This window comes from Streptomyces sp. NPDC046122, from assembly GCF_056429965.1.
Map to the genome: position 1 here is coordinate 601,458 of NZ_JBWKLQ010000003.1, position 23,570 is coordinate 625,027.

Genomic DNA, 23,570 nt, shown 5'->3' on the forward strand with positions numbered 1-23,570 from the left:
CGGCCGGCTCGCGGCTCTGGGCGAGGCAGGCCGCGAAGCGCTGCTCCGTGTCGTCGTGCAGCCCGTAGCGCTCCCGTCCCCCCTTCGCGAAGGCCGTGCCGGTGCGGAACACCGCCCGGGGAACGCCGAGTACGGTCCGCTGCCGGGCCGCGAGCCGCTCGAAGTCGAGCCGGCGGCCGGCGCACGCGTCGGCGTACGCCAGCCGCCAGGCCGCTCCCAGCCGCGCGGCCCGCTCCTCGCCCCGCGCGGGTCCGGACGCGGCGGCGTGATCCGCGATGCCGTCGCGGGCGCCGCGCACCGGGCCGGTCACGTCCGGGCAGGCCCGGGCCCAGCCGACCCGCTCGCGCACGTCCTGCCACACCAGCAGGGCGTCGGGCCCGGCGGCGTCAGCGGTCCGCATGGGCGGCGATCCGTTCCGCCACGTCACCGACCAGCAGCGGTCCCGGATCCGTCCAGCTCTTGAACCGGCCTCCCACCGCTCGCTCCACCCACTCCTCCGCTCGCGCGGGCGAAACGCCGTTGCTCTCCAGGTACCAGCCCAGCACCAGCTCGCAGTGTCCGTACCAGCCCGCCTCGCAGGAGGTGCGGTCGAGTACGACCGTCACCAGCCGAGCGGCCGCCCGTTCCCACGCCCACTGCCGGTCCTCCGCCGGGGCGTCGGGGGCGGGGGAGAGCCGCGCGAACTTCTCGGCGAGCTCCCGCAGCCAGTACCACCACTCCTCCAGAGCGTCGACGACGCGGTCCGGGGTCTCCTCCTCGGTGGTGACCGAGTGGACGTCGCAGCACCAGGACGCGACAGGACCGCCGTAGTGCGTCGAGGCCCTCCAGCCGACGACCCAGATGCCGAAGCGGTCGGCGAGGGCGCGGGTCACGGCCTCCTCGTACCGGAAGCCCTGCATCCGGTCGGCGTCCTGTTCCGGCATCGGGACCGCGGCCACCACGTCGTACGCGGCATCCGGGTCGAAGGTGCGGCCTGCCGGGTCCAGTTCGGCCCATGTCCGGTGCCGCAGTCGGAGCTGCTCGTCCACGGACGCAGCTTGTCATACCGGCTGTCGGAGGGTTACTCCCGCGTACACGGGACGACGTGGCGGCCGGTGAACAGTTGTGATCTTGAATTGTGGTTGTTGCGTGGATGTCATCCGAAGTTGCCCGCGGTGTGGCAGGGTCCGACCACCGTCGAGATCGCCCGCCCCATCGGGCGCCTGTGAGAGGACACCATCCCCATGTCCCGTCGCATCACTCTGAGATGGGCCGCCGCCCTGGTTGCCGCCGCATCCATAGGCGTGGCCGCAGCATCCCCCACGCAGGCCGGCTCCGTCGCTCCGGTCTCCGGCAGCGCGTCGACCGCCGCCGCTGCGGACGTCGACTCGTACTACGCGGCCGCGGAAGGCAAGACCGGCGCCGCGCTCAAGAGCGCGCTGCACACGATCATCAGCTCGCAGTCCACGGTGACGTACGACCAGGTGTGGACAGCCCTGAAGAACACCGATCAGGACCCGGCCAACACCGCGAACGTCATCGAGCTGTACACGGGCAAGTCCATCGCCAAGACCCGCAACGGGGGAAGCGCCGGCGACTGGAACCGGGAGCACGTGTGGGCCAAGTCGCACGGCGACTTCGGGACCTCCACCGGGCCCGGCACAGACCTGCATCACCTGCGGCCGGAAGACGTCACCGTCAACAGCATCCGCGGCAACAAGGACTTCGACAACGGCGGCGGCGCCGTGTCGGGCGCGACGGGCAACTACACCGACGCCGACAGCTTCGAGCCCCGCAACGCCGTCAAGGGCGACGTGGCCCGCATGATCCTCTACATGGCCGTGCGGTACGACGGCGGCGACGGCTTCGCGGACCTCGAACCCAACGACCGGGTCGGCAACGGCTCCCTCCCGGCGATCGGCCGCCTCAGCGTCCTGAAGCAGTGGTCGCTCCAGGACCCGCCGGACGCGTTCGAGCAGCGCCGCAACGAGGTCATCCACAGCACCTACCAGCACAACCGGAACCCGTTCATCGACCACCCCGAGTGGGTCGAGTCCATCTGGTAGCAGCGGCGTGGCGCCGCGGGACCGGGCGCCGGCCCCGCTCGGAGCGGCGGGGCCGGCGGTCCGGTCCCGCCGGCCGTGCCGCGGAGGTTCCGCGGGCCGTATCAGGCGGGGTGACCCGGCGTCAGGTCGGTGACGTCGGTGAGGTGGAGCAACCGGGGACGGTCCGCCGCGCGCGGGGACCGGGCCACCGGCTCCAGGAGGAACCCCGCGTGGTCCCCGCCGTCGAAACGGTCCCGTACGCGACCGACGAACCAGGCGCACGCCGCGTCCAGCACAGGCGTCCCGCCGTGCCCCGGCTCCCAGGCGACGCGTGCGAACTTGTCGACGCTGTCGCCCGTCTCGCCGCCGAACACCTCGGCCAGCGCCTTGTCCTCGCGCCGCAGGAGGTGTACCGCCAGGTGTTCGGCCCGACGCGCCACGCGGTACGTGCGATTGGCCCGGGACAGCCACACCACGAACCGGGGCGGGTGGATCGAGCTCTGGGAGGCGAACCCCACCAGGCATCCCGCCCGTTCGTCCGCCGTCGCGGCGGTCACCAGGTACATCGGGTAGTCGAGCAGATCGGTGAACGTGTCGAGCTCCACCCAGGGACCGTACCGCGCGCCGCGCTCGCCGTGTGCGGAAGGGGCCCGCTGAGCGAGCGATTCCCTGACGGCGAGGCGCCCTGCGCTACGCGCGCGTCGAGCCGTCACGGGAAGGCGGCGCGCAGGCCGGAGGGCGGGGGGCCCGCCCGGCGGGCGACCGGCGCGAAGCTCCGCCCGGTCGGCGTCCACACCTCTGTGCGCCCCCGGCGCACCTCCGGACCTCCGGGCCGGTCCGTCGTCGCCGGCCGGCGCGCGCCGTAGGTTGGGGGCGGCTCACCGGCCGGACGCCCCCGCACGGGGGCGTGATCGCCCCGGCCGCGGCTTCCGCCGGTTCCGCACCACCTGGCGGGGTGGGGTGGAACCGGTCCGGGGCCGGGCGGGGCCGCGGGAGGGGCACCGTACACCGCAGGTCCCCTGCAGAACCGATAAACCGCCTGGGCGCAACCGCTCGTATGCTTCCGTATCACCCGAATGCCGCACATCCTGACTAATGTCCGCACCGTTGGGCGGAATATGACGAAAGCACAGCGGGCCGACTCGCCCGTGTCTCGCTCGATCAGCCCCAGGAGTGATGTCGCCTCACCCGCGGTGCGGATGGGGGAGTGGGTCTTCACGCCCTCCGCGCGCACCCGCTTCGCCCAGCAGGGGTACGCGACCTTGCACGACGACGACCGGTGCGTCGACCTGCGGTACTCGTCCCCGCTCCTCGAGGTCTTCCTGACGGAGCTGGGACGCATCGAGGCCGAATTCGTCAGTCTGTCCGGCGCCGCCGAAGACGCGGACGGTCACCGGGGCCGGCCGAGCGGGCCGCGCCATGCATGAAGCGCGCGGGCGTCACAGCCGGGTGGGGCCTTCGGGCGAAGGCCCAGGTCCCGCTGGAGCCTGGTCCCCCCAGGCCGACGGCCGTCCGCGGAGCGGGGCCAGGCACGCGCAACCCGCGCCCCTGGACCCCCTCGGTCCGCTCGACACGCCGTGGGACCCGGCGGAGGAACTCGCCCATCTGCTCCAAGAGGCCCTGGCCGCCGACGCGAACACCGCCGCCCCTCCCGTCGGTCCCGACGCGCCCACGGTCACCGGAGCAGAGGCAGCGGCGGATGGCGCTGCGGCCGATGACGCCGGCGCGCCCCTCGAAGGCCTGACGCGCATCACGGCGGAGCTGCCGGCCGTGCGCGCCTCGCCCCGCCGCAGTCGCCGCGCCCCGTCGCGCAAACGCTCGGCCGGGGCCCTGCGGACGATGAGTTTCTTCCTCGCCGCGCTCGCCGCGGTCATCGTCTCCATGGTGTGCGTCTTCGGCGGCATGGTCACGTACGACCCCCTGCGCCACCTCGCCAGCGGCCGCGCTGCCGGCAGCGCGGTCTCGTGGTGGCCCGTGCTCGTCTACGGACCCTGGATGGTCGCGTCCCTGTCCATCCTGCGCGCCGCACTCCACCAGCGCCGTGCCGCGCACTCGTGGAGCGTCGTGCTGCTCTTCTCCACCGTGTCGGTACTCCTGTGCGTCTCCCAGGTCCCCCGCACGGTCGTGGACGTGTCGGCCGCCGCCCTCCCGTCGCTCGCGGCGCTGGCCTGTTTCCAGCAGCTCGTCCGGCAGATCACCCTCACCCGGCCGCCACGGCAGGCCGCTCCCCGCCACCGGAGCCCCACGTCCACGCCCCAGCGCTCGGCCGGGCAGAGCCGTCCGCCGGCGTGACGCGGGGGCGCGGGGCGCGTGGTGGTCGGACGCTCAGTGGCCATGACTCCGGAAGGCCGTACTGAACGCCGTCATGCAGGAGGGGCAGTAACGTTCCGCCGCGGCCTCGATCTGAGCGAACAGCGCTGTCGGCGACACCTGCGTCAGGAAGCGCCCGCACAGGGCGCTGGGCTCCACATCCTTGCGGATGACGTGCCAGATCAGTTCGCCTCTGCCGACGGTCGACTCGGCGCGCATCTCGTACATCGGCGTGCCTCTCTTCGCTCACGGCGAGCGGGACCGGCCCGCTCGCTGTCTCCATGAGACGCCGTCGCGTCTGAAGGGGCGAATCGGCGTGAGCCACCCGGAGGAAAACGGAAAACCGGAGGTTTACGCCCGGTCCGCCGACAGCGGCCCCGCGAGCCGCCCGGCGCCGCCGGGCGCCGACGGATGCCGGCGGGGCGCCGGCGGTGGTTACGAACGAGGTGGCAGGGCAGTCGACCAGACATGCGAGCTCTCATGATCAATTGCAGCCTGAAGCCGTCCCCCGAGCCGTCGAACACTGAGGCACTGGCCCAGGTGGTCACGGCGGAACTGGTGTCGCGCGGGGTGAGCGTGGAGTCGGTGCGGGCCGTGGACCTCAACCTGCTGCCCGGTGTCACGTCGGACATGGGGGAGGGGGACGACTGGCCGCGGGTGCACGAGCAGCTGCTGCACTCCGAGATCCTCGTCATCGCGTCCCCGACCTGGCTCGGCCGGCCGTCCTCGGTAGCGCAGCGGGTGCTGGAGCGGATGGACGCCATGCTCTCCGAAACCGACGACCAGGGCCGCCCGGTGGCGTACAACCGGGTCGCCGGCGTCGTCGTGACCGGCAACGAGGACGGCGCTCACCACGTCATCAGCGAGATCGGCGGAGCCCTCGGCGACATCGGGTACACCATTCCGGGCCAGGCGTGGACGTACTGGCACCTGGGCCCGGGCGCGGGCCCCGACTACCTGGATGACGAACGCGGGCACGACTGGGCGCACCGGACCGGCCGTGCCATGGCCGCCAACCTGCACACCGCGGCCGAGGCGCTGGCCGCGCACCCCCTGCAGGCCCCACCGGCCTGACGTCCCCGGCTCGATCCCCGCAGTCCGGTAGGTGGTCCGATCGCAGCCGACGGCACGGGGCGGAGCCGGATCCGGACGAGTCCGGGCGGGCGACGTGTGGTCCATCGGCGGACCGGCCTGGTGGCAGGGCAGCCACGGGCGCCCTGAGACGGATGCCGGCGACACCCCGGGGTGAGCCGGCGGGAGCCGGGTACCCGCCCGGCGCGGAGAACCGACACCCCCGATCGGGCGGGGGGCCCTGGCCGTGGAACGCACCGACTGGCTCCTGACCGCCGGCGAACGCGGCAATGCCGCGACCCGCCTGGACAGCCGCCGACCGGACCGGGCCGCCTGGTCGGACGGCAACCACGCGCGGCCCCTGGTCCATGGCGCCACGTACTTCGCAGAGCTCCTCGTGGCGATCCGCTCGCAGCGCGCCGGTGATCTCCTCCTGTTCACCGACTGGCGCGGCGACCCCGACGAGCGCCTCGCGGGCCCGGGCACCGAGATCGCCGCCGTGCTGGGTGAGGCGGCTCAGCGCGGGGTGATCGTCAAAGGGCTGGTCTGGCGGTCCCACCTGGACCGCTTCCAGTTCAGCGAGACCGAGAACCGCCATCTCGGCGAGGAGATCGAAGCGGCGGGCGGAGAGTGCCTGCTCGACATGCGCGTACGCCCCGGAGGGTCTCACCACCAGAAGCTCGTCGTCCTCCGGCACCCCGGCCGCCCCGAGCTCGACGTCGCGTACGCCGGCGGCACCGACCTGTGCCACAACCGCAACGACGACGCCGCCCACTGCGGAGACCCGCAGGCCCAGCCCATCTCCGCCGCGTACGGACCGCGTCCGCCCTGGCACGACATCCAGCTCGCCCTGCGCGGACCGGTCGTCGGCGACGTCGAGGCGTGCTTCCGCGAACGCTGGGAAGACCCGTCGCCGCTCAGCCGCAGCCCCGTCACCCGCCTGCGCGAGCGCGCCCACCGGGAGGACACCGACGCGGACCCCCTGCCGCCCCAGCTGGCCGATCCCCCGCCCTGCGGCGCGCACCGTCCAGCTGCTGCGCACGTACCCGAACCGGCTGCTGCGCGGGTACGAGTTCGCTCCCGACGGCGAACGCAGCATCGCGCGGCTACCTCAAGGCGCTGCGGCGGGCCCGCGCGCTCATCTACCTGGAGGACCAGTACCTGTGGTCCCCGCACGTGGTGAAGTTCTTCGCCGAGGCGCTGGCCGACAACCCCCGGCTGCGCCTCGTCGCGGTCATCCCCTCCGTCCCCGAGCAGGACGGCCGGATCACCCTGCCGATGAACCTGGTCGGCCGGATCGCCGCCCTGGGGAAGCTGCGGCGCGGGGGAGAGGGGCGCGTCGCGGTGTACGGGCTGGAGAACCACGCCGGGACACCCGTCTACGTGCACGCGAAGGTGTGTGTGATCGACGACGTCTGGGCGTCGGTGGGCTCCGACAACATCAACCTCCGCTCATGGACCCACGACTCCGAACTCGACTGCGCCGTACTGGACGAGACCGCCGACCCGCGCGCACCGCGCGACCCCGCTGGGCTCGGGGACGGCGCGCGCGTCTACGCGAGGAACCTGCGTCTGGAACTGTCGCGTGAGCACCTGGACCAGGAGGAACCCGAGGCCCCCGACGCCCCGGACGCCCTGTGCGACCCCGTGGCGGCGTTCGACGCCTTCGCGGCGAGCGCGGCCGCGCTGGACGCCTGGCACGACGGCGGCCGGCGGGGGCCCCGGCCGCCCGGACGGCTGCGGACGTACCGCCCACCGGACCTCTCGCGGCCGGAGAAGGTGCTGGCCATGCCGCTCTACCGTCTGCTCGTCGACCCGGACGGCCGGCCCTTCGGCCTGCGGCGCCGCAACGCCTACTGAGAACCCCACCGCGTGCCGGGTCGTCCGGCTGGGCGTCGACGGGCAGGACGCCGGCGGTGCGGTGGAGACGTTCTCCGGGTCGTACGTCGCCTCGTGCCTCTCGACCGCGTGGGCCGCCCGTACCCGGTCCGCCTCGACCTCGCCCATGCCGCGCCCGGCCTGCGCGCTGTACCGTCGGCGCGAGGACCCCGCAGCGCGCGGGGGGCTCTCCGTACACCCGAAGGGAGCCGCCGCGTGGTCGGCGAGAACGCCGGCGGCGAGCAGCCGGCCGAGGACGGGCATCAGCGGTTCGCCCGCTACCTGCGGGACCTCGCCGAAGTGTCGGCGGACGACGAAGTGGCCCTGGTGGCCGGGGTGCTCCGCGACCCGGACGCGACGATGGCGCAGTCCGCGGTGGTCCGGCACGTCGACCGGCGGGCGGCCCGGCTGCTGTCCGGTCCGCGGTTCCCGGCATGGGCGCACGACATGGCCACCGTGGCCGGTGACCGCGCGTTCCTTTGCCGGCGCCTGTGCGAGTGGGCGCTGCTGAGGTCGATCGTCAGGGGCGAGACGTGGGCGCCGGAGGACGTCACCACCGCGTCCGACTGGTTCCAGCGCAAGGCGGCCGAGACCGTCACCACGCCCGAAGCGCTCATCCTGCTCGCCGCGGAAGGCAGGACACGGCGCGTCCGGGCGGCAGCCGCCCACCGGACGCGCCGACAGGGGCAGCGCGCCGGATGACCCGGCGCGGGCCCCCGGGTGTTCGGTCCGCGCGGCCTCCGCCCGTACGGGCGGAGGCCGGACGCCGTACGCCCACGTGAGCAGGCGGCCCGGGACGCTCCAGCGCCCGTCGGGGCGTGTACGAGGCCGGGTTCAGCGTGCGCCGGCGGTCACGGGCACTTCGGCCGGCGCCGCTTCCCGGGCGCCCGTGCGGGTCGCCCCGATGCCGGCGACCACCACGCACACGACGCCGAGGGCGGGCAGCACGCCGGGTATCTGGCCGAGCACCACCAGTCCCGCGAGGAGAGCGATGCCCGGCTCCAGGCTCATCAGGGTGCCGAAGGCGGACGTGGTCAGGCGCCGCAGGGCGAGGAACTCGAGGACGAACGGCAGGACGACGCTCAGCGCGGCCAGCCCCAGCATGACGACGAGCAGCCGCCCCGTCACCTGGCCCAGGCCGGAGGGCGCCGCGACGAGCACGCCGAGGACGCCCGCGACGGGCATGGAGAGGGCCAGGCCGTTGAGCCCGGTGACGGTGTCGCCGACGCGCTGGGTCAGCAGGATGTAGCCGGCCCAGCAGGCCGCCGCGGCCAGCGCGTAGCCCACCCCCACGAGGTCGGTACCGCCGTGCCAGGGCTCGGTCAGCAGTACGACTCCCACCGCCGCCGCGGCGGTCCAGCGCTTGCGCCCGCCGCCCGGCCCGTACAGCGAAACGGCCAGCGGCCCGAGGAACTCCAGCGCGCTGGCGGTGCCGAGCGGCAGTCGCGTCACTGCGAGCATGAAGAACACCATCATGCCGGTGGTCACGGCGCCGAGCACGGTGCAGGCCAGCAGGTCCCGGCCGGCGAAGTCGCGGGGGCGGGGCCGCACCAGCAGGAGCAGCAGCAGACCCGCCCAGGCCAGACGCAGGCCGGTCGTGCCCAGGGCGCCGAGCTGGTCGAGCAGGGTGACCGACAACGCGAGACCGAGCTGGACGCTCGACATCGACGCCAGGGTCATGAGGGCTCCGCCCTCGGCGCCCCGCAGGCGCGCGTTTCCGGCGGGGGAGGTGTTCGGGGAGGTCAGCGGGCTCATGGGCGTCAAGTAGAGGGCCTGGGCATCGTCCGTGTCCACGTGCCGATCATGGACGGTCTGTTCGGCAATCCTGAACAATGGAGCGATGGAGACACGACGGCTGCACCTGCTGGTGGACTTGTCGCGCCTCGGCTCGATGCGCGCCGTGGCCGAGGCGCAGGGCACCACCACCTCCACGGTGTCCCAGCAGATCGCCGTGCTGGCCCGCGAGATGGGCACCGCGCTGATCGAGCCGCACGGGCGGCGCGTCCGGCTCACCCCGGCGGGCCGGCGGCTCGCCGAACACGCCGTGACGATCCTCGCCGCCGTCGAGGCGGCGCACCTCGACCTCACGCCGGGGGCGGAGCCCAACGGCACCCTGCGGGTCGCCGGCTTCGCCACCGCCATCCGCACGTACCTGCTGCCCCTGGTCACCGACCTGGCCGTGAGCCACCCGCGGCTGCACGTGCTGATCCGGGAGCACGAGCCCGCCGAGGCGCTGTCCCTGCTGGCGGCGGACGAAGCCGATCTGGCCCTCACGTACGACTACAACCTGGCGCCGGCCGCCGAGGACCCCGCCGTGAGCGCCACGGCGCTCTGGACGGCCAAGTGGGGCCTGGGCGTGCCAGCGCACGCCGACGCCGGCCGGGGGACGGCGCTGGACATCGTCCACCGCTTCCGGTCGCACGACTGGATCGTCAACTCGCGCAACACCGCGGACGAGGCCGTCATCCGCACGCTGGGCTCGATGGCCGGGTTCGCCCCGCGCGTCACGCACCAGGCCGACAGCCTCGACCTGGTGCAGGGCATGATCACGGCCGGGCTCGGGGTGGGGCTGCTGCCCCTCGGCACCGCGCTGTTCCCGGACGTGCGGCTCGTCCCGCTCGCCGGCCCCGATGTGGAACTGCGGGCGTACGCCGTCGCCGGACGCGGTCGTCTGAACTGGCCACCGCTCGCCCTGGTCACCGACCTGCTCCGGCGGGCGGCGGTGACCAGGAGCGGGCGCTGACCACGGGCGGGGCGTGGCCCCGCCCCGCCCGTCGCCGGTCAGCGTTCCGACAGCTCCGACGGAGCCTCCTGGACCACCCAGCCGTTGCCGTCCGGGTCCTCGAAGGACATGAACGAGTTCCAGGTGCCGCCCTTGCCGTCCTCCCAGCCCGTCGCGCCGACGTGGCGGATCGGGGAGACGTCCACGCCCCGGGCCAGCAACTCCTCGCGGGCCGCCTCGATGTCGGTGACGCACACCTGGAGGCCCTGCAGCGTGCCCGCGGCCATCTGCTTCGTGCCGGGCGCCGCGGGCATGCCCTGGAGCATGGCGATCGAACACCGTGAGCCCGGGGGAGTCACCTGGATGATGCGCATCCCGGGGGCGACCTCGTCGTCGAGGTCGACGTGGAAGCCGGCCTTCTCGGCGTAGAACTCCTTGGCCCGGTCCATGTCGGTGACCGGGACCGGGACGACTTCGAGTGTCCAGTTCATGCGGGTGTCTCCTTCGGGAACGCGGCTTCAACTCGGCTGCGGAAAACGGCGGATCGGGTCAACCGTCGCCCATGAAGCCGCTGTCGCGCACGCCGAAACGCCAGTACGACGCCTGCGAAGCGGCGAGCGGCACCTGCCTCATGCGCCGCCGGAGGCGAGGGGAGACGGCTTGAAGCCCTTGGCGATGAGCCAGACGGCGAGACTCACTTCCCAGGCGAACACCGGGACCGCCGCGAGCGACCCCGCCACGGAGACCTGCTCGTACAGCCCGAACAGCACTCCGGTCGCGGACACACAGATCAGCGGACCTCCTACGAGCCCCAGTACGGCGATGAAGCGCGGCACGAGCCCCGAGCGGTACATCAGCCATGCCAGCACGAGGGAGTTCGCCCCCAGGACGAAGTTGGGGCCGATCAGGAACGTCCAGTCGTGGATCGCCACGAGGGCCTCGCCCACCGTGGTGAGAGCGGCGGCATCGCTGTCGGCGGATCCCGCGAAGTCCCTGCGGAGGGTCACCACCGACAAGACGCTGACGGTGCCGACGACGATGACGGCGGCTTCCAGAAGCCGGGCGCAGACGTAGCCGAGCGCGGCTCCCTCGTTCTGCCGCTTGATGACGGGATACAGGGCGGCCCCGGTGCCGACGACGGCTGCGGCGAGGACGATCTCGAACAGCGCCCCCAGGAGCACCCGGTTGTCCGCGCCAGACCCGGCGACATAGTCCGCGCCCCGCAGAACGGGCCCGTACAGCGCGAGACCGCCTATCGCGGCCACCTCGGTGACGAGGAACAGCACGCCCGTCACGATCGCGGTTTTTCTGACTGAGTCCATCAGGACCCTCCCCCTGCGCAAAGGTGTACGGCGTACACCGAAGGCTCACGGTAGGTGTACGACGTACACTCGTCAAGGCGGACGCCGTACGACGGATCACGAGGGAGCGGGACGCGACATGGCTCAGCAGACGGAGGCGACGCGCCGGACACCTCTCACCCGGGACCGCGTGCTGCGTGCCGCCGTCGCGCTCGCCGACGGAATCGGGATCGACGCGCTGAGCATGCGCAGGCTGGCGCAGGAGCTGGGCGTCGTACCGATGGCCCTCTACAAGCACGTCGCCAACAAGGAGGAGCTCCTGGACGGCATGGTGGACGTCGTGATCGGCGAGATCGCCGCGCCCGCTCCCGGCTCCGGCGGGAAGCAGGCGGTACGGCAGAGGATCCTGTCGGCGCGCGGCGCGCTCCTCGGCCACCCGTGGGCGGCCCAGGTGATCCAGTCGCGCAACGGCCCGACACCGGTCGTGCTCGCGTACATGGACGCGGTGATCGGTATGTTCCGCACCGGTGGCTTCTCCGTCGATCTGACGCACCACGCGATGCACGCCCTGGGCAGCCGGGTGATGGGGCTGACCCAGGAGCTGTTCGACGCCCCGCCCGGCTCCGGTGCGCAGGCGCGGCCGGCCATGTCGCCTGAGGACGCGGCGAGGTTCCCCCATGTGCTGGAGCTGGCCGGCGCGGTGGCCCACGACGAGAGTTCCGTGGTGGGCCACGGTTGTGACGATCAGTTCGAGTTCGAGTTCGCGCTGGATCTGCTGCTGGACGGGTTCGAGCGGCTCCACGAGCAGGGCTGGTCCTCCGCCGGCTCCCGGAGCGGCCCGACCGCCTGACACCGGGAGCCGGGGCCGGGGGACTGTGTGAAAGGTCCGGAGGGTGACGGTCAGGCGTGCGGCACACGCGGCGCGGGCGGCGTCCAGCGGCGCGTCCGGGGGACGGCCGGGGCGACGTCGAAGTCCTTCTTGAGGTGTTCGGGGACCGCGTAGTGCATGACACGCCCCCGGGTCAGGGAACTGAGCTCGAACAGCGTGGTCAGGTGGCCGAGACGGTCCAGGGCCCAGGCGCCGAGCGGTGACTTGTCCTCGATCGTCTCCAGTACGCCGAGCAGGGCGGGAGCGGCCTTGACGGCGGTGTCCCACGGGGTGCGGGGGACCTGGAGCCAGTCGGCGCAGGTGTCACCGATGAGGTGGCGGATGAGAGCGCTGACGAGAGGGTCGAAGAACGTGCCGGGGACGACCTCTTCGAAGAGGTCGATGAGCTGGCGGGTCAGATGGGCGCCTTCCTCCGACGGGCCCATGTGGCGGGTCATGTACAGGTCGGAGAACTGGCGGGCCTGTTCCAAGTCGACCGGTACGTGGCTCTGGTCGACGCCCAGCATGGCGCCCACGACCCGCCAGGCGTAGTAGTACGACTCGGCGCCATCGGTGCTCATGTGGATGCCGAGCCGGTGCAGGGCGTCCAGGACCTGCAGGGAGAACATCATCTGACCGCCGATCATGTCCTCCTGACAGATCGGCGTCCCGAGCGCACCGGTGTCCCAGCGGTCCTCGCGGCGCAGGTGGTGACGGATGGACGCGTGCAGCAGGCGGACCTTCTGCGCGGCGGGGATGAAGCGGCTGCCGGCCTCGAAGGCGCCCGGCTGCATGAGGTGCACCGTGAACTGCCCGGTCTCCGCCATGCGTTTCGAGGGGTACTTCAACGAGTGCGTCGCGGACAGGAGCTTCGCCACGTGCGGCAGCACGTAGCACGCGGGCATGGAGGCGAAGGACAGGGCCGTGGAGATGTGCACGTTGTTGTCGATGAAGAACAGCCGGGCCTTCTCCATCTCGTCCCAGTCCACCCAGGCCGGCGGGGCGCTGGTTTCGTGCAGGTACGCACGGGCCACCTCCGGCAGCCCGTCGGGCAGTTCCTGGCCCGAGGTCGAGACGAAACGCATGAGGGTGTTGAACTTGCCCACCTCACCGCGTTCGAACATGGTCGCCACGGTGGCGTCGGCCAGCTCGTCACCCACGTGGCGCAGGGCGTCGAGGGACTGATCGGTGTAGGTCATCTGCGGAACTCCTCACGGGACCCGGAACCCGGGTCGCGGGTCGGCGGCGCACGACGGGCCGGGTCATCGGGACCGGCGGACGGGACTGCCGGACGGAAAACGGGTGGCGGTGGCCGCGGCCGTATCAGTGATGTCGGATCGGGACAGCGATCGGGACCGGATCGGGAATGCGGGATCAGTGGCGGCGGACCGTGGCCGTGCGCGCCAGGCCCGCCAGCGCGCGGCCGGCCTCGACGGGCAGCGCGGTGTCGTCGAGGACCGCGGTGGCGATCCGGATCCGCTCGTCGATCATGCGCTCGATACGGGCCGGAGCCCCGGTGCGGTGCATGATCTCCCGCACCGCCCGCGCGTCTTCCTCGGCCAGGTGGCGTCGGCCCAGCAGCTCTTCGAGCGTGCGCCGTTCGCCGGCCGTGGCCTCCTGCCAGGTCTGGGCCAGCAGTGCGGTGGGCCGATGGGCGACGAGGTCGTCCGTGTTCGCCTTTCCGGTACGGGAAGGGTCGCCGAACAGGCCGAGCAGGTCGTCCCGCAGCTGGAACGCCTCCCCGAGCGGCAGCCCGTAGTCGGAGAACGTCTGCCGCAGCGCGCCGGAGGCGCCGGCCAGTGCGCCCCCGATGTGCAGCGGGTGCTCGACGGTGTACTTCGCGGTCTTGTAGCGGATCACCTTCAGCGAGGCGTCGGTGTCCGGCCGCGTACCGGTGCGCAGGATCTCCAGGCATTCGCCCGCCACCAGCTCGCGGGCCAGCACCGCCCACAGCGGGCGGGCCCGTGCGAGATAGGCGGCAGGGAGGCCGGAGGCGGTGAACAGCTGCCCGGCCCAGGACATCAGCAGGTCGCCCACCAGCATCGCCAGCGACCGGGCGGCGGCCTTCGGGCGCGGGCCGGCCGCCGTGACCGTCCGCAGGGCCTCGTGCACGGTGGGCAGTCCGTGCCGTACGCGGCTCTTGTCGATGAGGTCGTCGTGCACGACGGCCGCCGCGTGCACGAGCTCCATGGAAGCGGCCGCCCGTACCAGGGCGTCGCTGTCGGGCTGCCCGGCCGCCCGCCACCCCCAGTAGCAGAACGCCGCCCGCAGCCGCTTTCCGTGGGCCGTGGCGACCTGGAGCTGCTCGGCCACCGGAGTCAGGTCCGCGTCGATGTCGACCAGGCGGTCGGACTCCCGCTCGACGAAGTGGTGCAGCACCCGGTCGACACGGGCCTTGAAGGCGGCCTGCTCCCCGCACCCGTCAGCCATGCGCAGCGCCACCGCGCCGGGCCGTCACATGCCGGGCCAGCACCTCCAGGTGCGCCGGTGGCCCCGAAGCGCAACGGTCCAGGACCAGGCGCCCGCGCGCCTTGATCTCCTGCTGCCCTTCTGCGGCCAGTTCGGCCACGTCCGAGCGGCCGAGCAGCCCCCGCAGGCCGCTCACGACACTGCTCACCGCCCCCACCGCGAGATCCGCCATTCCCGCCGCCAGCAGCACCGCGTCGCTGTGCCGTGTCGTGCCGTGCTCCGGCCCGGTCTCATAAGACATTCCGTGTCTCCCCCTCCTCATGCGGCCCGTCCGAATCCGGCAGCCGCTGGGCGGGCGCCGGGGGAACGGGTGGCTCACCCCGTGCCCACCGGGAGCCTCTCCGGTCCTGGTCGGCGACGCGCCGCGGATCACCGATCGAGCGACCGGCCGGACTGGCGTCCACTGACGTGCGGGCGGGCCGGACTGGCGTCCACTGACGTGCGGGCGGGCCGGCCGGGCGGAACCCTCAGCCGTACGCGCGGCGGGGAGGCCCTCGGCCGTAAGGAGGGAGGGAAGGTCCCTCGGACCTGCGGCGAGGAGGGCATGCGTCAGGGCCCGGCATGGGGCTGCCGGGCCCTTGCAGACGTCACGCGTCGAGCGTCAGTGCTTGAAGGTGTCCTTGATCTTTTCCTTCGCCTGGCGTGCGTCGCCCTTGGCCTGCTCGGCACGGCCTTCGGTCTCCATGGATTCGTTGCCGACTGCTCGGCCGGCCGCTTCCTTCGCCTTGCCCTTGGCCTGTTCGGCCTTCGACTTCGCCTTCTGGTCCGCCACAACACTCACGTCCTTCCGTTCAAGCGGTGACGTCCTACGTCTGACCGCTCACGCGCCGGTCAAACGTGCCGATGGCGCGGTGCGCCGCCACCGGGTGCGGCGACGCGGGCCCTGCGGCAACCGTCCGCACGACGCGCGACAGCCGGGCCGCCCCGAGGAGAAACACGTGCGCTCCTGGCATGGTGGGAGCACCACGACGTGAGTGGCCGACACGGAAAGCGACCCACATGACCGACCCCCACACCGCGCGACCGGGCGACACCCCCCTCGTCGGCGTACGCACCCACACCGACATCGACCTGGCGCTGAAGAACAAGGCGGAACGCGACGAGGCGTCGCAGTTCTCCGCCGGGGCGGCCGCCGCCTACACCTGGGCCCTGGGCCGCACCGGCCGCTCCCCGATCACCGGCACGGCCGAGGCCAGGGGCGTTCCCGGACTGCCGCTGCTCACGGCGGAAGTGGATGCCTCGGTGGTCCAGCTGGACGATGCCACCACCCAGGGGGAGACCCGGGACTACATCAGCGGAGCGCACGACGCCCTGGCCTGGATCTGCGGGTACAGCGACCGGCCCGCATGACGGCCGCCGCCCTCCCCGGTCGGGGAGGGCGGCGGCTCGGGTTCGGTGGCGTCGGACGTCGCGGTGGTGTCAGACGTCGCCCCGCCAGGCACCCGTCTCGGTGCCGCGGGACTCGATGTACGTCTTGAAGCGCTCCAGGTCACCCTTGGCGCGGCGCTGCACGACGCCCAGCTTGTCGCCCACGGTCTCGGCGAGGCCGTCCGGGTGGAATTCCAGCTGGAGCATCACCTTGGTGCGGTCGTCGGCCAGACGGTGGAACGTGACGACTCCGGCCTGTTCCACCTCGCCGCCGACGGTGGTCCAGGCGACCCGCTCGTCGGGAATCTGCTCGGTGATCTTCGCATCGAACTCCCGCTTCGCCCCTGACACCTCGGTGACCCAGTGCGTCAGTGTGTCCGTCAGCTGCTCGATCCGCTCGACACCCTCCATGAACTCGGGGAACGTTTCGAACTGAGTCCACTGGTTGTAGGCCGTGCGAACCGGTACCCGTACCTCTACGGACTCTTCGACCTGCGACATCAGGTACTGCCTTTCGTTGGTTCCGCGGTGCCCGCACGCTCGTGCAAGCCGTGCGTCCTGGACACGCGTGTACCCACGTCGTCGCCGGTCATGAGTCGTACCCGCCGCAGCGCCGGTCCGTCCGGCCGTCCGGAAGGCTCAGCAGCGGCGCAGGCCGTGTGCGGAGGGGTAGGCGTCGAACGACGACGTGGTGTGCACGGCGGAAGCGGGCACGAAACCGGACGCCCCGTTGTCGTCGCCGGTGGTCTTGTACCAGGTGTGGTTGCCGCCCGAGTGCAGGGAGCCCGCGGTCCAGCAGTTGAACCAGCTGTACGTGGTCCGCAGGGTGTCGACCTGCCAGCTGTCCGTGGCGTCGGGGTAGCTGCGGACGGACGTGGGCGCCGAGTTGGTGCACCAGAGGACACCGTTCGATCTGACCCCGCACACCTTCAGCGCGTCACCGGCCTCCGCCGTGGCGGGGAGGGCGACGACGGCGAGGACGGCAGCCGTGGCGGAGGCGGCGAGGGTGCGGCGTATGGACAAGTGAACTCCTGTGTTTCCGTGGTCCTGCGTGCGGGCGGCCGTACGCGGCATACGACGCAGCCGGCGGGGCGTCGGTTGCAGCCGTCGTGCACTCGGGCACACGAGCGCCACCGCCGGGCGGAACGGGCGGGCGACGCGCCGGCCATGGGCGCGAACCCGCAGGCGGCGAGCGGCGGTTCCGACGCTACGACAAGGTGGCGGCGACCACGGATGCCGCCTCCGCGATCAGCCTGTCGTCGTGTCCGGCGGCTTCCTCGTCGCGGTTGGACATGATCGCCACGACGATCGGCGCGGTGCCGGGCGGCCACACCACCGCGATGTCGTTGCGGGCGCCGAAACCGCTGCCGGTGCCGGTCTTGTCGCCGACGACCCAGCTCTCGGGCACACCCGCCCTGATGGTCTCGTCCCCGGTCGTGTTGGTCCGCAGCCACGTCGTGAGCTGCGCGCGTTCCGCCTCGGCGAGAACGTCGCCGAGAACGAACGCGCGCAGGTCCCCGGCCATCGCCCGCGGCGTACTCGTGTCGCGCTTCTCGCCCGGCGACCACCGGCTCAGTTCGGGCTCGAGGCGTTCCATGCGGATGACGTCGTCGCCCATCCTCTCCAGTTCGGCGTCCAGGCTCCGGGGCCCGCCGAGCGCGTCGAACAGCAGGTTCGCCGCGGTGTTGTCGCTGTAGCGGACCGCGGCGTCGCACAGCTCGCGCAACGTCATCCCGCTCTCGACGTGCTTCTCGGTCACCGGGGAGTTGGCGACCAGATCGGCCCTGGAGTACGTGACCACCTTGTCCATCCCGCTCAGGCGGTACTTGCGCAGCACCGCGCCGGCGGCCAGCGCCTTGAACGTGGAGGCGAAGGCGAAGCGCTCGCCGTCCCGGTAGGCCACCTCGCGCCCGGTGCCCGTGTCGACGGCGTACACACCCAGCCGCGCGTCGAACCGGCGCTCGAGCGCCTTGAGTTCACCGGCGTACGGCTTCGCGGGCGCACTCGGCCGCGTCTTGTCCGCAGACGGCGCAGACGGCGCCGACGAGGACGACGGGGCCGACGGCGAAGACGAGGCCGCGGGCCCGCCCTGGCCACAGGCCGCGAGCGGGAGGAGAGCGAGTGCCGCGAGCGCGCCGAGAACGGCGCGCCGGGCACGGGTGTGTCGCACGGGCTTCATCGGTTGCATGGTCCAGAACCTCCGGAGGCGCCCCGCGCAGGGGCGCATGGCGGGCCGGAGCCACACTGGTCCGGCCCGGTGCGTGGTCATTGACTGCCGGGCCGGACCACGATCACCCCCGGGCGGCCATGCGGTCCAATACGGCTGTGCGCTGTTCCATGCCGAACTGGCATAGTGTGCGGCCGTGGATCTGGTGCAAGCGTGTCGCGCGTTCGTCAGCGTCAGCGAGTACGGCGGCTTCACCGTCGGAGCGGCCGCTGCCCGGATGTCCCAGTCGGTGGCCAGCCGTCGCGTCGCCGCTCTGGAGGAACGCTTCGGCGAGCCGCTGTTCGAACGCACGTCACGGCGGGCGGTTCTCACCCCGTTCGGCCGGGACATGCTTCCGGTGGCCAGGCAACTCGTACAGGCCGCCGACGTGCTGCTGCACGAGGCCGAGGCCGCCAAGCGCAAACCGTGGCGGCTCGCCGTGCCCGGCACCTGCGCCACGGCCGCTCTCGCCCGTCTCGTGGCCGAGGCGCGCGGACACGATGTCACGCTCGACCTCCGCGTCGCGGAGCCCGCACAGCGCAGGGAGCTCGTTCACGCGCAGCAGGTACGGGCGGCCCTGCTCGCCGTGCCCCCGGACGAGGCGGCGTGGTCGGTGCCGCTCGGGCTTGCGGGCGCCCAGGACCCCGGCGTACAGCGCGTCTACCTGGAGACGCTGCGGGTCGGACGGGCCGCGACCGGCCCGGCCCGGCGTGTGTGGATCCAGCCGGAGGACGACGTACCGCACATCCGCGACCCGCTGACGAGGCTGCGCGACGCCGTCGGACTGCGGCCGTCGCAGCTCGTCGCGGCGGCCGACCTCACGACCGCCGCGGCGGAAGCACTCTGCGCACGCGACCTGCTGTTGTGCAGCCGGGCCCAGGCCGGTGAACTCGCCCTGCACTGGCGGCCGGTCGGCGAGATCGCGCTGCACCGGGGGTACGCCCTGGCCGCCGCCGCGGGCGGCAGTGCGCAGCACCTCGAAGCGCGCCTGTCCGACGCCATAGCCCGCTGCCTGGGCGCACACACCTCGGAAGGGGTGACGGCGTGAGCACCGAGGCACTGCTGTACGACATGCGTCGGCAACTGCGCGACGGCGGTCTGCGCGGTTACCTGCTCGTGCGGGACCTGCACACCGGAGACGAGGTGGGGATCGATCCGGACACCGCGCTGCCCTCGGCCTCCCTGGTCAAAGTGCCGCTCGCGCTGGCGACCGTGGAGCGCGTCCGACGGGGCGAACTCGACGGGGCGGCGGTGCTCGACGTACCGCCCGGGCGGATCACCACGCCCGGTCCCACCGGGCTGAGCCGGTTCCGCCACCCGTCGCGGATCGCGATCGACGATCTGCTCTACCTGAGCACGTGCCTGAGCGACCAAACGGCCGCCGACGCGCTGTTCGGCCTCACCCCGCCCGCCCGGGTGGCCGCAATCCTCCAGGAACTCGGCATCCACGGCATCACGGTCCGGCACACGGTGCGGGAGCTGTCCGACACCCCGGTGGAACGCTTCGACGCCGACCAGGCGCATCTCGCGTACGCCCTGGCCATCGACGCCGGCACCAGCGGTCGGGGGCACCGGGTGCCGCAACTCGACACCACGCGGGCCAGCACCGGCAGCGCGCGTGCCTACGTCGAGCTCCTCCAGGCCCTGTGGACGCCGTCGGCGATCCACCCGGAGGTGGCCGGGCGGGTGCGCGGCCTCCTGGCCGACAACGTGCTGCGGCACCGGCTCGCCCCCGACTTCAGCTCCGACGCCAGCACCTGGTCCTCCAAGACCGGCACCCTCCTCAACCTCCGCCACGAGGTGGGTGTCGTCGAGCACGCCGACGGGCAGTCCTTCGCCGTCGCCGTCCTCACCGAGTCACTGGTCCCGGCCAGGACACAGCCCGGGGCCGACGCCCTCATGGCACATGTCGCACGCACCCTGCGTGACCACCTCCGGCAGCTGTGACAGCCGGGGTCCGACGGCTCGGGCGCACGACTCAGGGCTTCGACGTGGGAGGGTGCGCCCCCGGGCCGGTGCTGTCGGGGACCAGTGGGGTGGGGGAGAGGCTGGTGGGTTCCTCGCCGGGCTCCAGCAGGGTGTCGGCCGCGCCGACGATCAGCGGATCCGGTTTGCCCACGGCTTCGGCGTCCTTGCTGGCGTAGTCGAAGCGCGAGAGCAGGCTGCTCATGGCCTCCAGACGGCCGCGCCGCTTGTCGTTGCTCTTCACCACCGTCCACGGGGCGAAGGGGGTGTCGGTCGTCCGGAACATGTCGATCTTGGCGGCGGTGTAGTCGTCCCACCGGTCCAGCGACGCGACGTCGGTCGGCGAGAGCTTCCACTGTCGTACGGGGTCGACCTGCCGGATCGCGAACCGGGTCCGCTGCTCCGCGCGCGACACCGAGAACCACAGCTTGACCAGCAGAATCCCGTCGTCGACCAGCATCTGCTCGAAGGCCGGGCACTGCCGCAGGAACAGCTCGTACTCCTCGCGCGTGCAGAAGCCCATGACACGCTCGACGCCGGCCCGGTTGTACCAGGAGCGGTCGAAGAAGACGATCTCGCCCGCCGAGGGCAGATGCGCGGTGTATCGCTGGAAGTACCACTGCGACGCCTCGCGCTCCGTCGGCTTCTCCAGGGCCACCACCCGGGCGCCACGGGGGTTGAGCCGCTCGGTGAAGCGCTGGATCGTGCCGCCCTTGCCCGCGGCGTCCCGGCCCTCGCAGATGACGATCAGCCGCTGACCGGTCTCCCTGACCCAGCGTTGCAGCTTCAGCATCTCGATCTGGAGCACTCGCTTGCGGCGCTCGTAGTCCCGCCGCCGGACCTTCCGGTCGTACGGGTAGTTCTCCTGCCACGTCTTGATCGACTGCCCGGCGGCGTCCAGCAGTATCGGCTGTTCCGGCCTGGTCTCGTCGACGGTCAGGCCGTCCAACAGACCGTCGGCCCTGTCCCTGCCGCCTGATTCCTGGTTCATCGCGTCACCGTCGCCCCACTCGTACCGAAGGTCATGGCCCCTGTGTGCCCCGATACGCTCCCGGTACGACGGTTCCGGCACACCGGACGTCACTTGTCCCATTGTGCCCCGTCGCCGGCCCCGTACGTACGCTCGAAGAAGGCGTGCGTCCCACCGGGTGGCTACGCTCCGTAGCGCCTCTGCCGGAGTGCGTCGCGACGCCTGCCTGCTCCCCGGAGCACCGACGCCTGTCGCCCGCGGATCCTCCAAGGGGTCCGCGGGCGACGGAAGTCGTGGGTGGTGAACCTGCGCGTCGACGTCAGTTGTTCATGTCCTTGTCGAAGTCCCTGGCGCAGGCGTCCCGTTCGCTCTGTGTGTCGGCCTGCTGGACGCAGTCGTCGAAGTTCTTGAACTCGTCGGAGTTGAGGATCGACGCACCGATGGCGATGATCACCGCCGACGCGATCAGACCCAGCGCGCCGAGCACCGCGCCGATGATCGCCATCTTGCCGCGCGGCGCGTGCCCCCCGCGGGCCTTGCGCGCGCCGAGGATGCCGAAGACGACGGCCAGCAGACCGAGCACGATCCCGCCGAAGACGGTCCAGAAGAGCAGCAGCGCCGCGATGCCGAGGACGAGCGCGGCAACCGCGAGCCCGTTGCTCCGCTTCACCCCCGCGTCCTGGTGGGTCTGACCGTAACTGTCCGGGGTCTGCGGGTGGTTGGAGAAGGCCACGTGATCACTCTCATCTCTGCTTTCCGACCATTGAGTTGTCGTACGTGCCCCTTGTGCCCCACACCCGGCCACGAATGCCTGCGGTTTCTCCGAGTGCCGACCTCACGCGTGTTCCACGCGCCACCTGTTCATGGCGCGGACCCGCCGTCCCCGTCCTCTCCGTCGGTGTGGCGGCCGCGGGTCAGGGCGAGGATGCTGCCCGCGATGGCGATCACCGCGATGGCCAGGGCGATGCTGACACCGCCCTCGGTGTCCCAGTACACGTCCTCCAGGCTGATCAGGAGCGCCGCCTCGTCCAGGACCAGGGCCAGTCCCACCCCGTAGGCGAGCCCCATCCAGGCGCGTGCGCGAGGCGTGCGTTCGACGAGGCCCGCCGCGCCCACCGCCGCGAGCATCAGGATGCCCCAGACGTAGTGGTGGATGTGGACTCCGCCGGCCTTGACGTCGCCCAGCCCGGCCACGTCGATGTGGATGAGCCAGGTCAGCAGGCGCATGCCGCCGAAGGTGAGGGCGAACCCCCACCAGGCCAGTACGAAGCCGCGTCGCTCCGGGGAGATGCCCGGCAGCAGACGCAGCCAGGGCGAGGGGCGGTCCGTGCCCGGGGATCGCGTACGGTCGGTCGTCCTCGACGGCTTCACGCGTGCCCTCCCGCCGTGAACTGCCGGATCAGCGCGGCCACGGCGTCCGGCGCGCTGTAGTGGGCCGCGTGCGCGGCACCCTGGACCTCGGCCGCGCGTCCGTCGCCCACCATGCGCGCCACCCGCCGGGTCCAGCTGTCCGAGGCGATGGTGTCGCCCGCCCCGCGCAGGACGAGGGTCGGCACGTGCACCTGGGCCAGATGCCCCTCGAAGGACTCCGCCGCGTCCTTCAGCGCATGGCGGAACGACGCGGCGAAGCGGAAGGGGCCGGTCACCAGGTAGTCGGTCGCGGCCACCGCGAGGAGGGAGAGCGGCTCCCGCGGCGCGTCCGCGAGGAGCCTGGCGCACTGGCGCCATCCGGACGCCCCGGGTTCCAGTGCCGGACCGACGAGCACCATCCGGCGCACCAGGCGCGGCTGGCGGGCGGCGAAGGCCGCGACCACCTGGCAGCCGACCGAGTTGGCCACCAGCAGACTCGGGCCCAGGCGAAGCCGCTGGTGCCAGCGGGTCAGGGCGCCGGCGAGTTCCGTCACGTCGGGTGCGCGGCGCGCGCCGGCGCGCGACCGTGCGTTGCCCGGCAGGTCCGGTACGAGCACGGACGCCCCGCTCGTGGCCAGCCTCCGTGCGAGAGGCACGAAGTACCGCCCCGAGAGCCCGAGTCCGTGCACCAGCACCACGCTCGGAACCCCGTCGCGCGGGGCGGGTCCGAACCTGCGGGTGAAGAGCCCGGCATGTGTCGTGTGTTCCATGCGTCCACCATCGCGCAGTGAGGGCCCGGAGCCCGGGAAGCTCGGGGGTGGGCCGGCAGGGCGGCGTGTGCGTGTGCGCGGCCCCGCCACGGTCTCGTCGGCCGCGAACTCCGCGGAGTGGCGGACCGCGTGGAACTGCCGCTGCCCGACCAGCTCCACCCGGACGGACGGGCGGCGACGCACCGCCGCAATCGCGAACGTTCCGCCCTTCTGCCCCGGCGGCCCGTTCGCCGCCGGGCGCGCCGGACCCTCCCGCACCGACGATGTCGGCACGGAGGGCGGCCTTCCGCTGACGCCT

At 72.5% G+C, this 23,570-nt stretch carries 29 protein-coding genes; 12 read left to right on the plus strand and 17 right to left on the minus strand.

Annotated features, from left to right (window positions below):
- Positions 1–386: 386 nt before the first annotated feature.
- On the minus strand, positions 387–1,028 hold the full coding sequence (locus tag AC07FK_RS12015) for a hypothetical protein (RefSeq protein WP_479104752.1): 642 nt from the start codon (positions 1,026–1,028) through the stop codon (positions 387–389).
- A 195-nt stretch (positions 1,029–1,223) separates the two neighbouring features.
- Here AC07FK_RS12015 and AC07FK_RS12020 point away from each other — a divergent pair, with 195 nt between their 5' ends.
- Complete coding sequence (locus tag AC07FK_RS12020) at positions 1,224–2,045, plus strand: endonuclease I family protein (RefSeq protein ID WP_479104753.1); 822 nt, start codon at positions 1,224–1,226, stop codon at positions 2,043–2,045.
- Between the two features lie 101 nt (positions 2,046–2,146).
- On the opposite strand, the gene AC07FK_RS12025 is transcribed toward AC07FK_RS12020, so the two are convergent.
- Entirely contained in the window at positions 2,147–2,590 is a 444-nt protein-coding gene (locus AC07FK_RS12025; RefSeq protein ID WP_479104967.1) for a flavin reductase family protein, read from the minus strand.
- 552 nt (positions 2,591–3,142) lie between these two features.
- Between AC07FK_RS12025 and AC07FK_RS12030 the strand changes: the two genes are divergently transcribed.
- Complete coding sequence (locus tag AC07FK_RS12030) at positions 3,143–3,451, plus strand: hypothetical protein (protein ID WP_479104754.1); 309 nt, start codon at positions 3,143–3,145, stop codon at positions 3,449–3,451.
- Positions 3,444–4,316, plus strand: a complete 873-nt coding sequence (locus tag AC07FK_RS12035; protein WP_479104755.1) for a DUF2637 domain-containing protein — start codon at positions 3,444–3,446, stop codon at positions 4,314–4,316. Before AC07FK_RS12030 ends, AC07FK_RS12035 begins: the two co-directional genes overlap by 8 nt.
- Positions 4,317–4,349: 33 nt before the next feature.
- Here AC07FK_RS12035 and AC07FK_RS12040 read toward each other — a convergent pair whose 3' ends face one another.
- Positions 4,350–4,562: a hypothetical protein gene (locus AC07FK_RS12040; protein ID WP_479104756.1), complete on the minus strand. Its 213-nt coding sequence runs from the start codon at positions 4,560–4,562 to the stop codon at positions 4,350–4,352.
- A gap of 240 nt (positions 4,563–4,802) precedes the next feature.
- On the opposite strand from AC07FK_RS12040, the gene AC07FK_RS12045 reads away from it, so the two are divergent.
- The 4 genes from AC07FK_RS12045 to AC07FK_RS12060 all read left to right on the plus strand — a co-directional run bounded on the left by AC07FK_RS12045 (position 4,803) and on the right by AC07FK_RS12060 (position 7,985).
- Positions 4,803–5,408, plus strand: coding sequence for a flavodoxin family protein (locus tag AC07FK_RS12045; protein ID WP_479104757.1), 606 nt, complete (start codon positions 4,803–4,805; stop codon positions 5,406–5,408).
- Positions 5,409–5,652: 244 nt separating this feature from the next.
- Positions 5,653–6,588, plus strand: coding sequence for a phospholipase D-like domain-containing protein (locus AC07FK_RS12050; RefSeq protein WP_479104758.1), 936 nt, complete (start codon positions 5,653–5,655; stop codon positions 6,586–6,588).
- Positions 6,582–7,265, plus strand: a complete 684-nt coding sequence (locus AC07FK_RS12055) for a phospholipase D-like domain-containing protein (protein WP_479104759.1) — start codon at positions 6,582–6,584, stop codon at positions 7,263–7,265. The genes AC07FK_RS12050 and AC07FK_RS12055 overlap by 7 nt, the downstream gene beginning before the upstream one ends.
- A gap of 234 nt (positions 7,266–7,499) precedes the next feature.
- Positions 7,500–7,985 carry a hypothetical protein gene (locus AC07FK_RS12060; RefSeq protein WP_479104760.1) on the plus strand — a complete coding sequence of 162 codons (486 nt, stop codon included), beginning with the start codon at positions 7,500–7,502 and terminating at the stop codon, positions 7,983–7,985.
- 132 nt (positions 7,986–8,117) lie between these two features.
- On the opposite strand, the gene AC07FK_RS12065 is transcribed toward AC07FK_RS12060, so the two are convergent.
- Positions 8,118–9,077 (minus strand): EamA family transporter, encoded by a 960-nt coding sequence (locus tag AC07FK_RS12065; RefSeq protein WP_479104761.1) that lies wholly within the window; start codon positions 9,075–9,077, stop codon positions 8,118–8,120.
- 46 nt (positions 9,078–9,123) lie between these two features.
- Here AC07FK_RS12065 and AC07FK_RS12070 point away from each other — a divergent pair, with 46 nt between their 5' ends.
- Positions 9,124–10,026: a LysR family transcriptional regulator gene (locus AC07FK_RS12070; protein WP_479104762.1), complete on the plus strand. Its 903-nt coding sequence runs from the start codon at positions 9,124–9,126 to the stop codon at positions 10,024–10,026.
- Positions 10,027–10,064: 38 nt separating this feature from the next.
- Here the strand turns inward: AC07FK_RS12070 and AC07FK_RS12075 are convergent, their stop codons facing one another.
- On the minus strand, positions 10,065–10,496 hold the full coding sequence (locus AC07FK_RS12075) for a VOC family protein (protein WP_479104763.1): 432 nt from the start codon (positions 10,494–10,496) through the stop codon (positions 10,065–10,067).
- A gap of 138 nt (positions 10,497–10,634) precedes the next feature.
- Positions 10,635–11,327, minus strand: coding sequence for a DUF4386 domain-containing protein (locus tag AC07FK_RS12080; RefSeq protein WP_479104764.1), 693 nt, complete (start codon positions 11,325–11,327; stop codon positions 10,635–10,637).
- A 118-nt stretch (positions 11,328–11,445) separates the two neighbouring features.
- On the opposite strand from AC07FK_RS12080, the gene AC07FK_RS12085 reads away from it, so the two are divergent.
- Positions 11,446–12,156 (plus strand): TetR/AcrR family transcriptional regulator, encoded by a 711-nt coding sequence (locus AC07FK_RS12085; protein WP_479104765.1) that lies wholly within the window; start codon positions 11,446–11,448, stop codon positions 12,154–12,156.
- A gap of 50 nt (positions 12,157–12,206) precedes the next feature.
- On the opposite strand, the gene AC07FK_RS12090 is transcribed toward AC07FK_RS12085, so the two are convergent.
- The 4 genes from AC07FK_RS12090 to AC07FK_RS12105 form a co-directional block, all read right to left on the minus strand.
- Entirely contained in the window at positions 12,207–13,373 is a 1,167-nt protein-coding gene (locus AC07FK_RS12090) for an oxygenase MpaB family protein (RefSeq protein ID WP_479104766.1), read from the minus strand.
- A gap of 175 nt (positions 13,374–13,548) precedes the next feature.
- Positions 13,549–14,604, minus strand: a complete 1,056-nt coding sequence (locus AC07FK_RS12095) for a polyprenyl synthetase family protein (RefSeq protein ID WP_479104767.1) — start codon at positions 14,602–14,604, stop codon at positions 13,549–13,551.
- Positions 14,597–14,884 (minus strand): polyprenyl synthetase, encoded by a 288-nt coding sequence (locus AC07FK_RS12100; RefSeq protein ID WP_479104768.1) that lies wholly within the window; start codon positions 14,882–14,884, stop codon positions 14,597–14,599. The genes AC07FK_RS12095 and AC07FK_RS12100 overlap by 8 nt, the downstream gene beginning before the upstream one ends.
- 360 nt (positions 14,885–15,244) lie before the next feature.
- A complete protein-coding gene (locus tag AC07FK_RS12105; RefSeq protein WP_479104769.1) occupies positions 15,245–15,424 on the minus strand; it encodes a CsbD family protein in 180 nt (59 codons plus the stop codon).
- Positions 15,425–15,642: 218 nt separating this feature from the next.
- On the opposite strand from AC07FK_RS12105, the gene AC07FK_RS12110 reads away from it, so the two are divergent.
- Entirely contained in the window at positions 15,643–15,993 is a 351-nt protein-coding gene (locus AC07FK_RS12110; protein WP_479104770.1) for a hypothetical protein, read from the plus strand.
- Between the two features lie 69 nt (positions 15,994–16,062).
- Here AC07FK_RS12110 and AC07FK_RS12115 read toward each other — a convergent pair whose 3' ends face one another.
- The 3 genes from AC07FK_RS12115 to bla form a co-directional block, all read right to left on the minus strand.
- Positions 16,063–16,512 (minus strand): SRPBCC family protein, encoded by a 450-nt coding sequence (locus tag AC07FK_RS12115; RefSeq protein WP_479104771.1) that lies wholly within the window; start codon positions 16,510–16,512, stop codon positions 16,063–16,065.
- 138 nt (positions 16,513–16,650) lie between these two features.
- Positions 16,651–17,034 (minus strand): hypothetical protein, encoded by a 384-nt coding sequence (locus tag AC07FK_RS12120; protein WP_479104772.1) that lies wholly within the window; start codon positions 17,032–17,034, stop codon positions 16,651–16,653.
- A gap of 184 nt (positions 17,035–17,218) precedes the next feature.
- Positions 17,219–18,181 (minus strand): class A beta-lactamase, encoded by a 963-nt coding sequence (gene bla, locus AC07FK_RS12125; protein ID WP_479104968.1) that lies wholly within the window; start codon positions 18,179–18,181, stop codon positions 17,219–17,221.
- 193 nt (positions 18,182–18,374) lie between these two features.
- Here bla and AC07FK_RS12130 point away from each other — a divergent pair, with 193 nt between their 5' ends.
- Complete coding sequence (locus AC07FK_RS12130; RefSeq protein ID WP_479104773.1) at positions 18,375–19,265, plus strand: LysR family transcriptional regulator; 891 nt, start codon at positions 18,375–18,377, stop codon at positions 19,263–19,265.
- Positions 19,262–20,164 (plus strand): serine hydrolase, encoded by a 903-nt coding sequence (locus tag AC07FK_RS12135; protein ID WP_479104774.1) that lies wholly within the window; start codon positions 19,262–19,264, stop codon positions 20,162–20,164. The genes AC07FK_RS12130 and AC07FK_RS12135 overlap by 4 nt, the downstream gene beginning before the upstream one ends.
- Positions 20,165–20,195: 31 nt before the next feature.
- On the opposite strand, the gene ppk2 is transcribed toward AC07FK_RS12135, so the two are convergent.
- The 4 genes from ppk2 to AC07FK_RS12155 all read right to left on the minus strand — a co-directional run bounded on the left by ppk2 (position 20,196) and on the right by AC07FK_RS12155 (position 23,272).
- Entirely contained in the window at positions 20,196–21,173 is a 978-nt protein-coding gene (ppk2, locus tag AC07FK_RS12140; protein WP_479104775.1) for a polyphosphate kinase 2, read from the minus strand.
- 298 nt (positions 21,174–21,471) lie between these two features.
- A complete protein-coding gene (locus AC07FK_RS12145; protein WP_479104776.1) occupies positions 21,472–21,885 on the minus strand; it encodes a DUF4190 domain-containing protein in 414 nt (137 codons plus the stop codon).
- 128 nt (positions 21,886–22,013) lie between these two features.
- Positions 22,014–22,523 (minus strand): hypothetical protein, encoded by a 510-nt coding sequence (locus AC07FK_RS12150; RefSeq protein ID WP_479104777.1) that lies wholly within the window; start codon positions 22,521–22,523, stop codon positions 22,014–22,016.
- Positions 22,520–23,272 carry an alpha/beta fold hydrolase gene (locus tag AC07FK_RS12155; protein ID WP_479104778.1) on the minus strand — a complete coding sequence of 251 codons (753 nt, stop codon included), beginning with the start codon at positions 23,270–23,272 and terminating at the stop codon, positions 22,520–22,522. Before AC07FK_RS12155 ends, AC07FK_RS12150 begins: the two co-directional genes overlap by 4 nt.
- Positions 23,273–23,570: the final 298 nt, after the last annotated feature.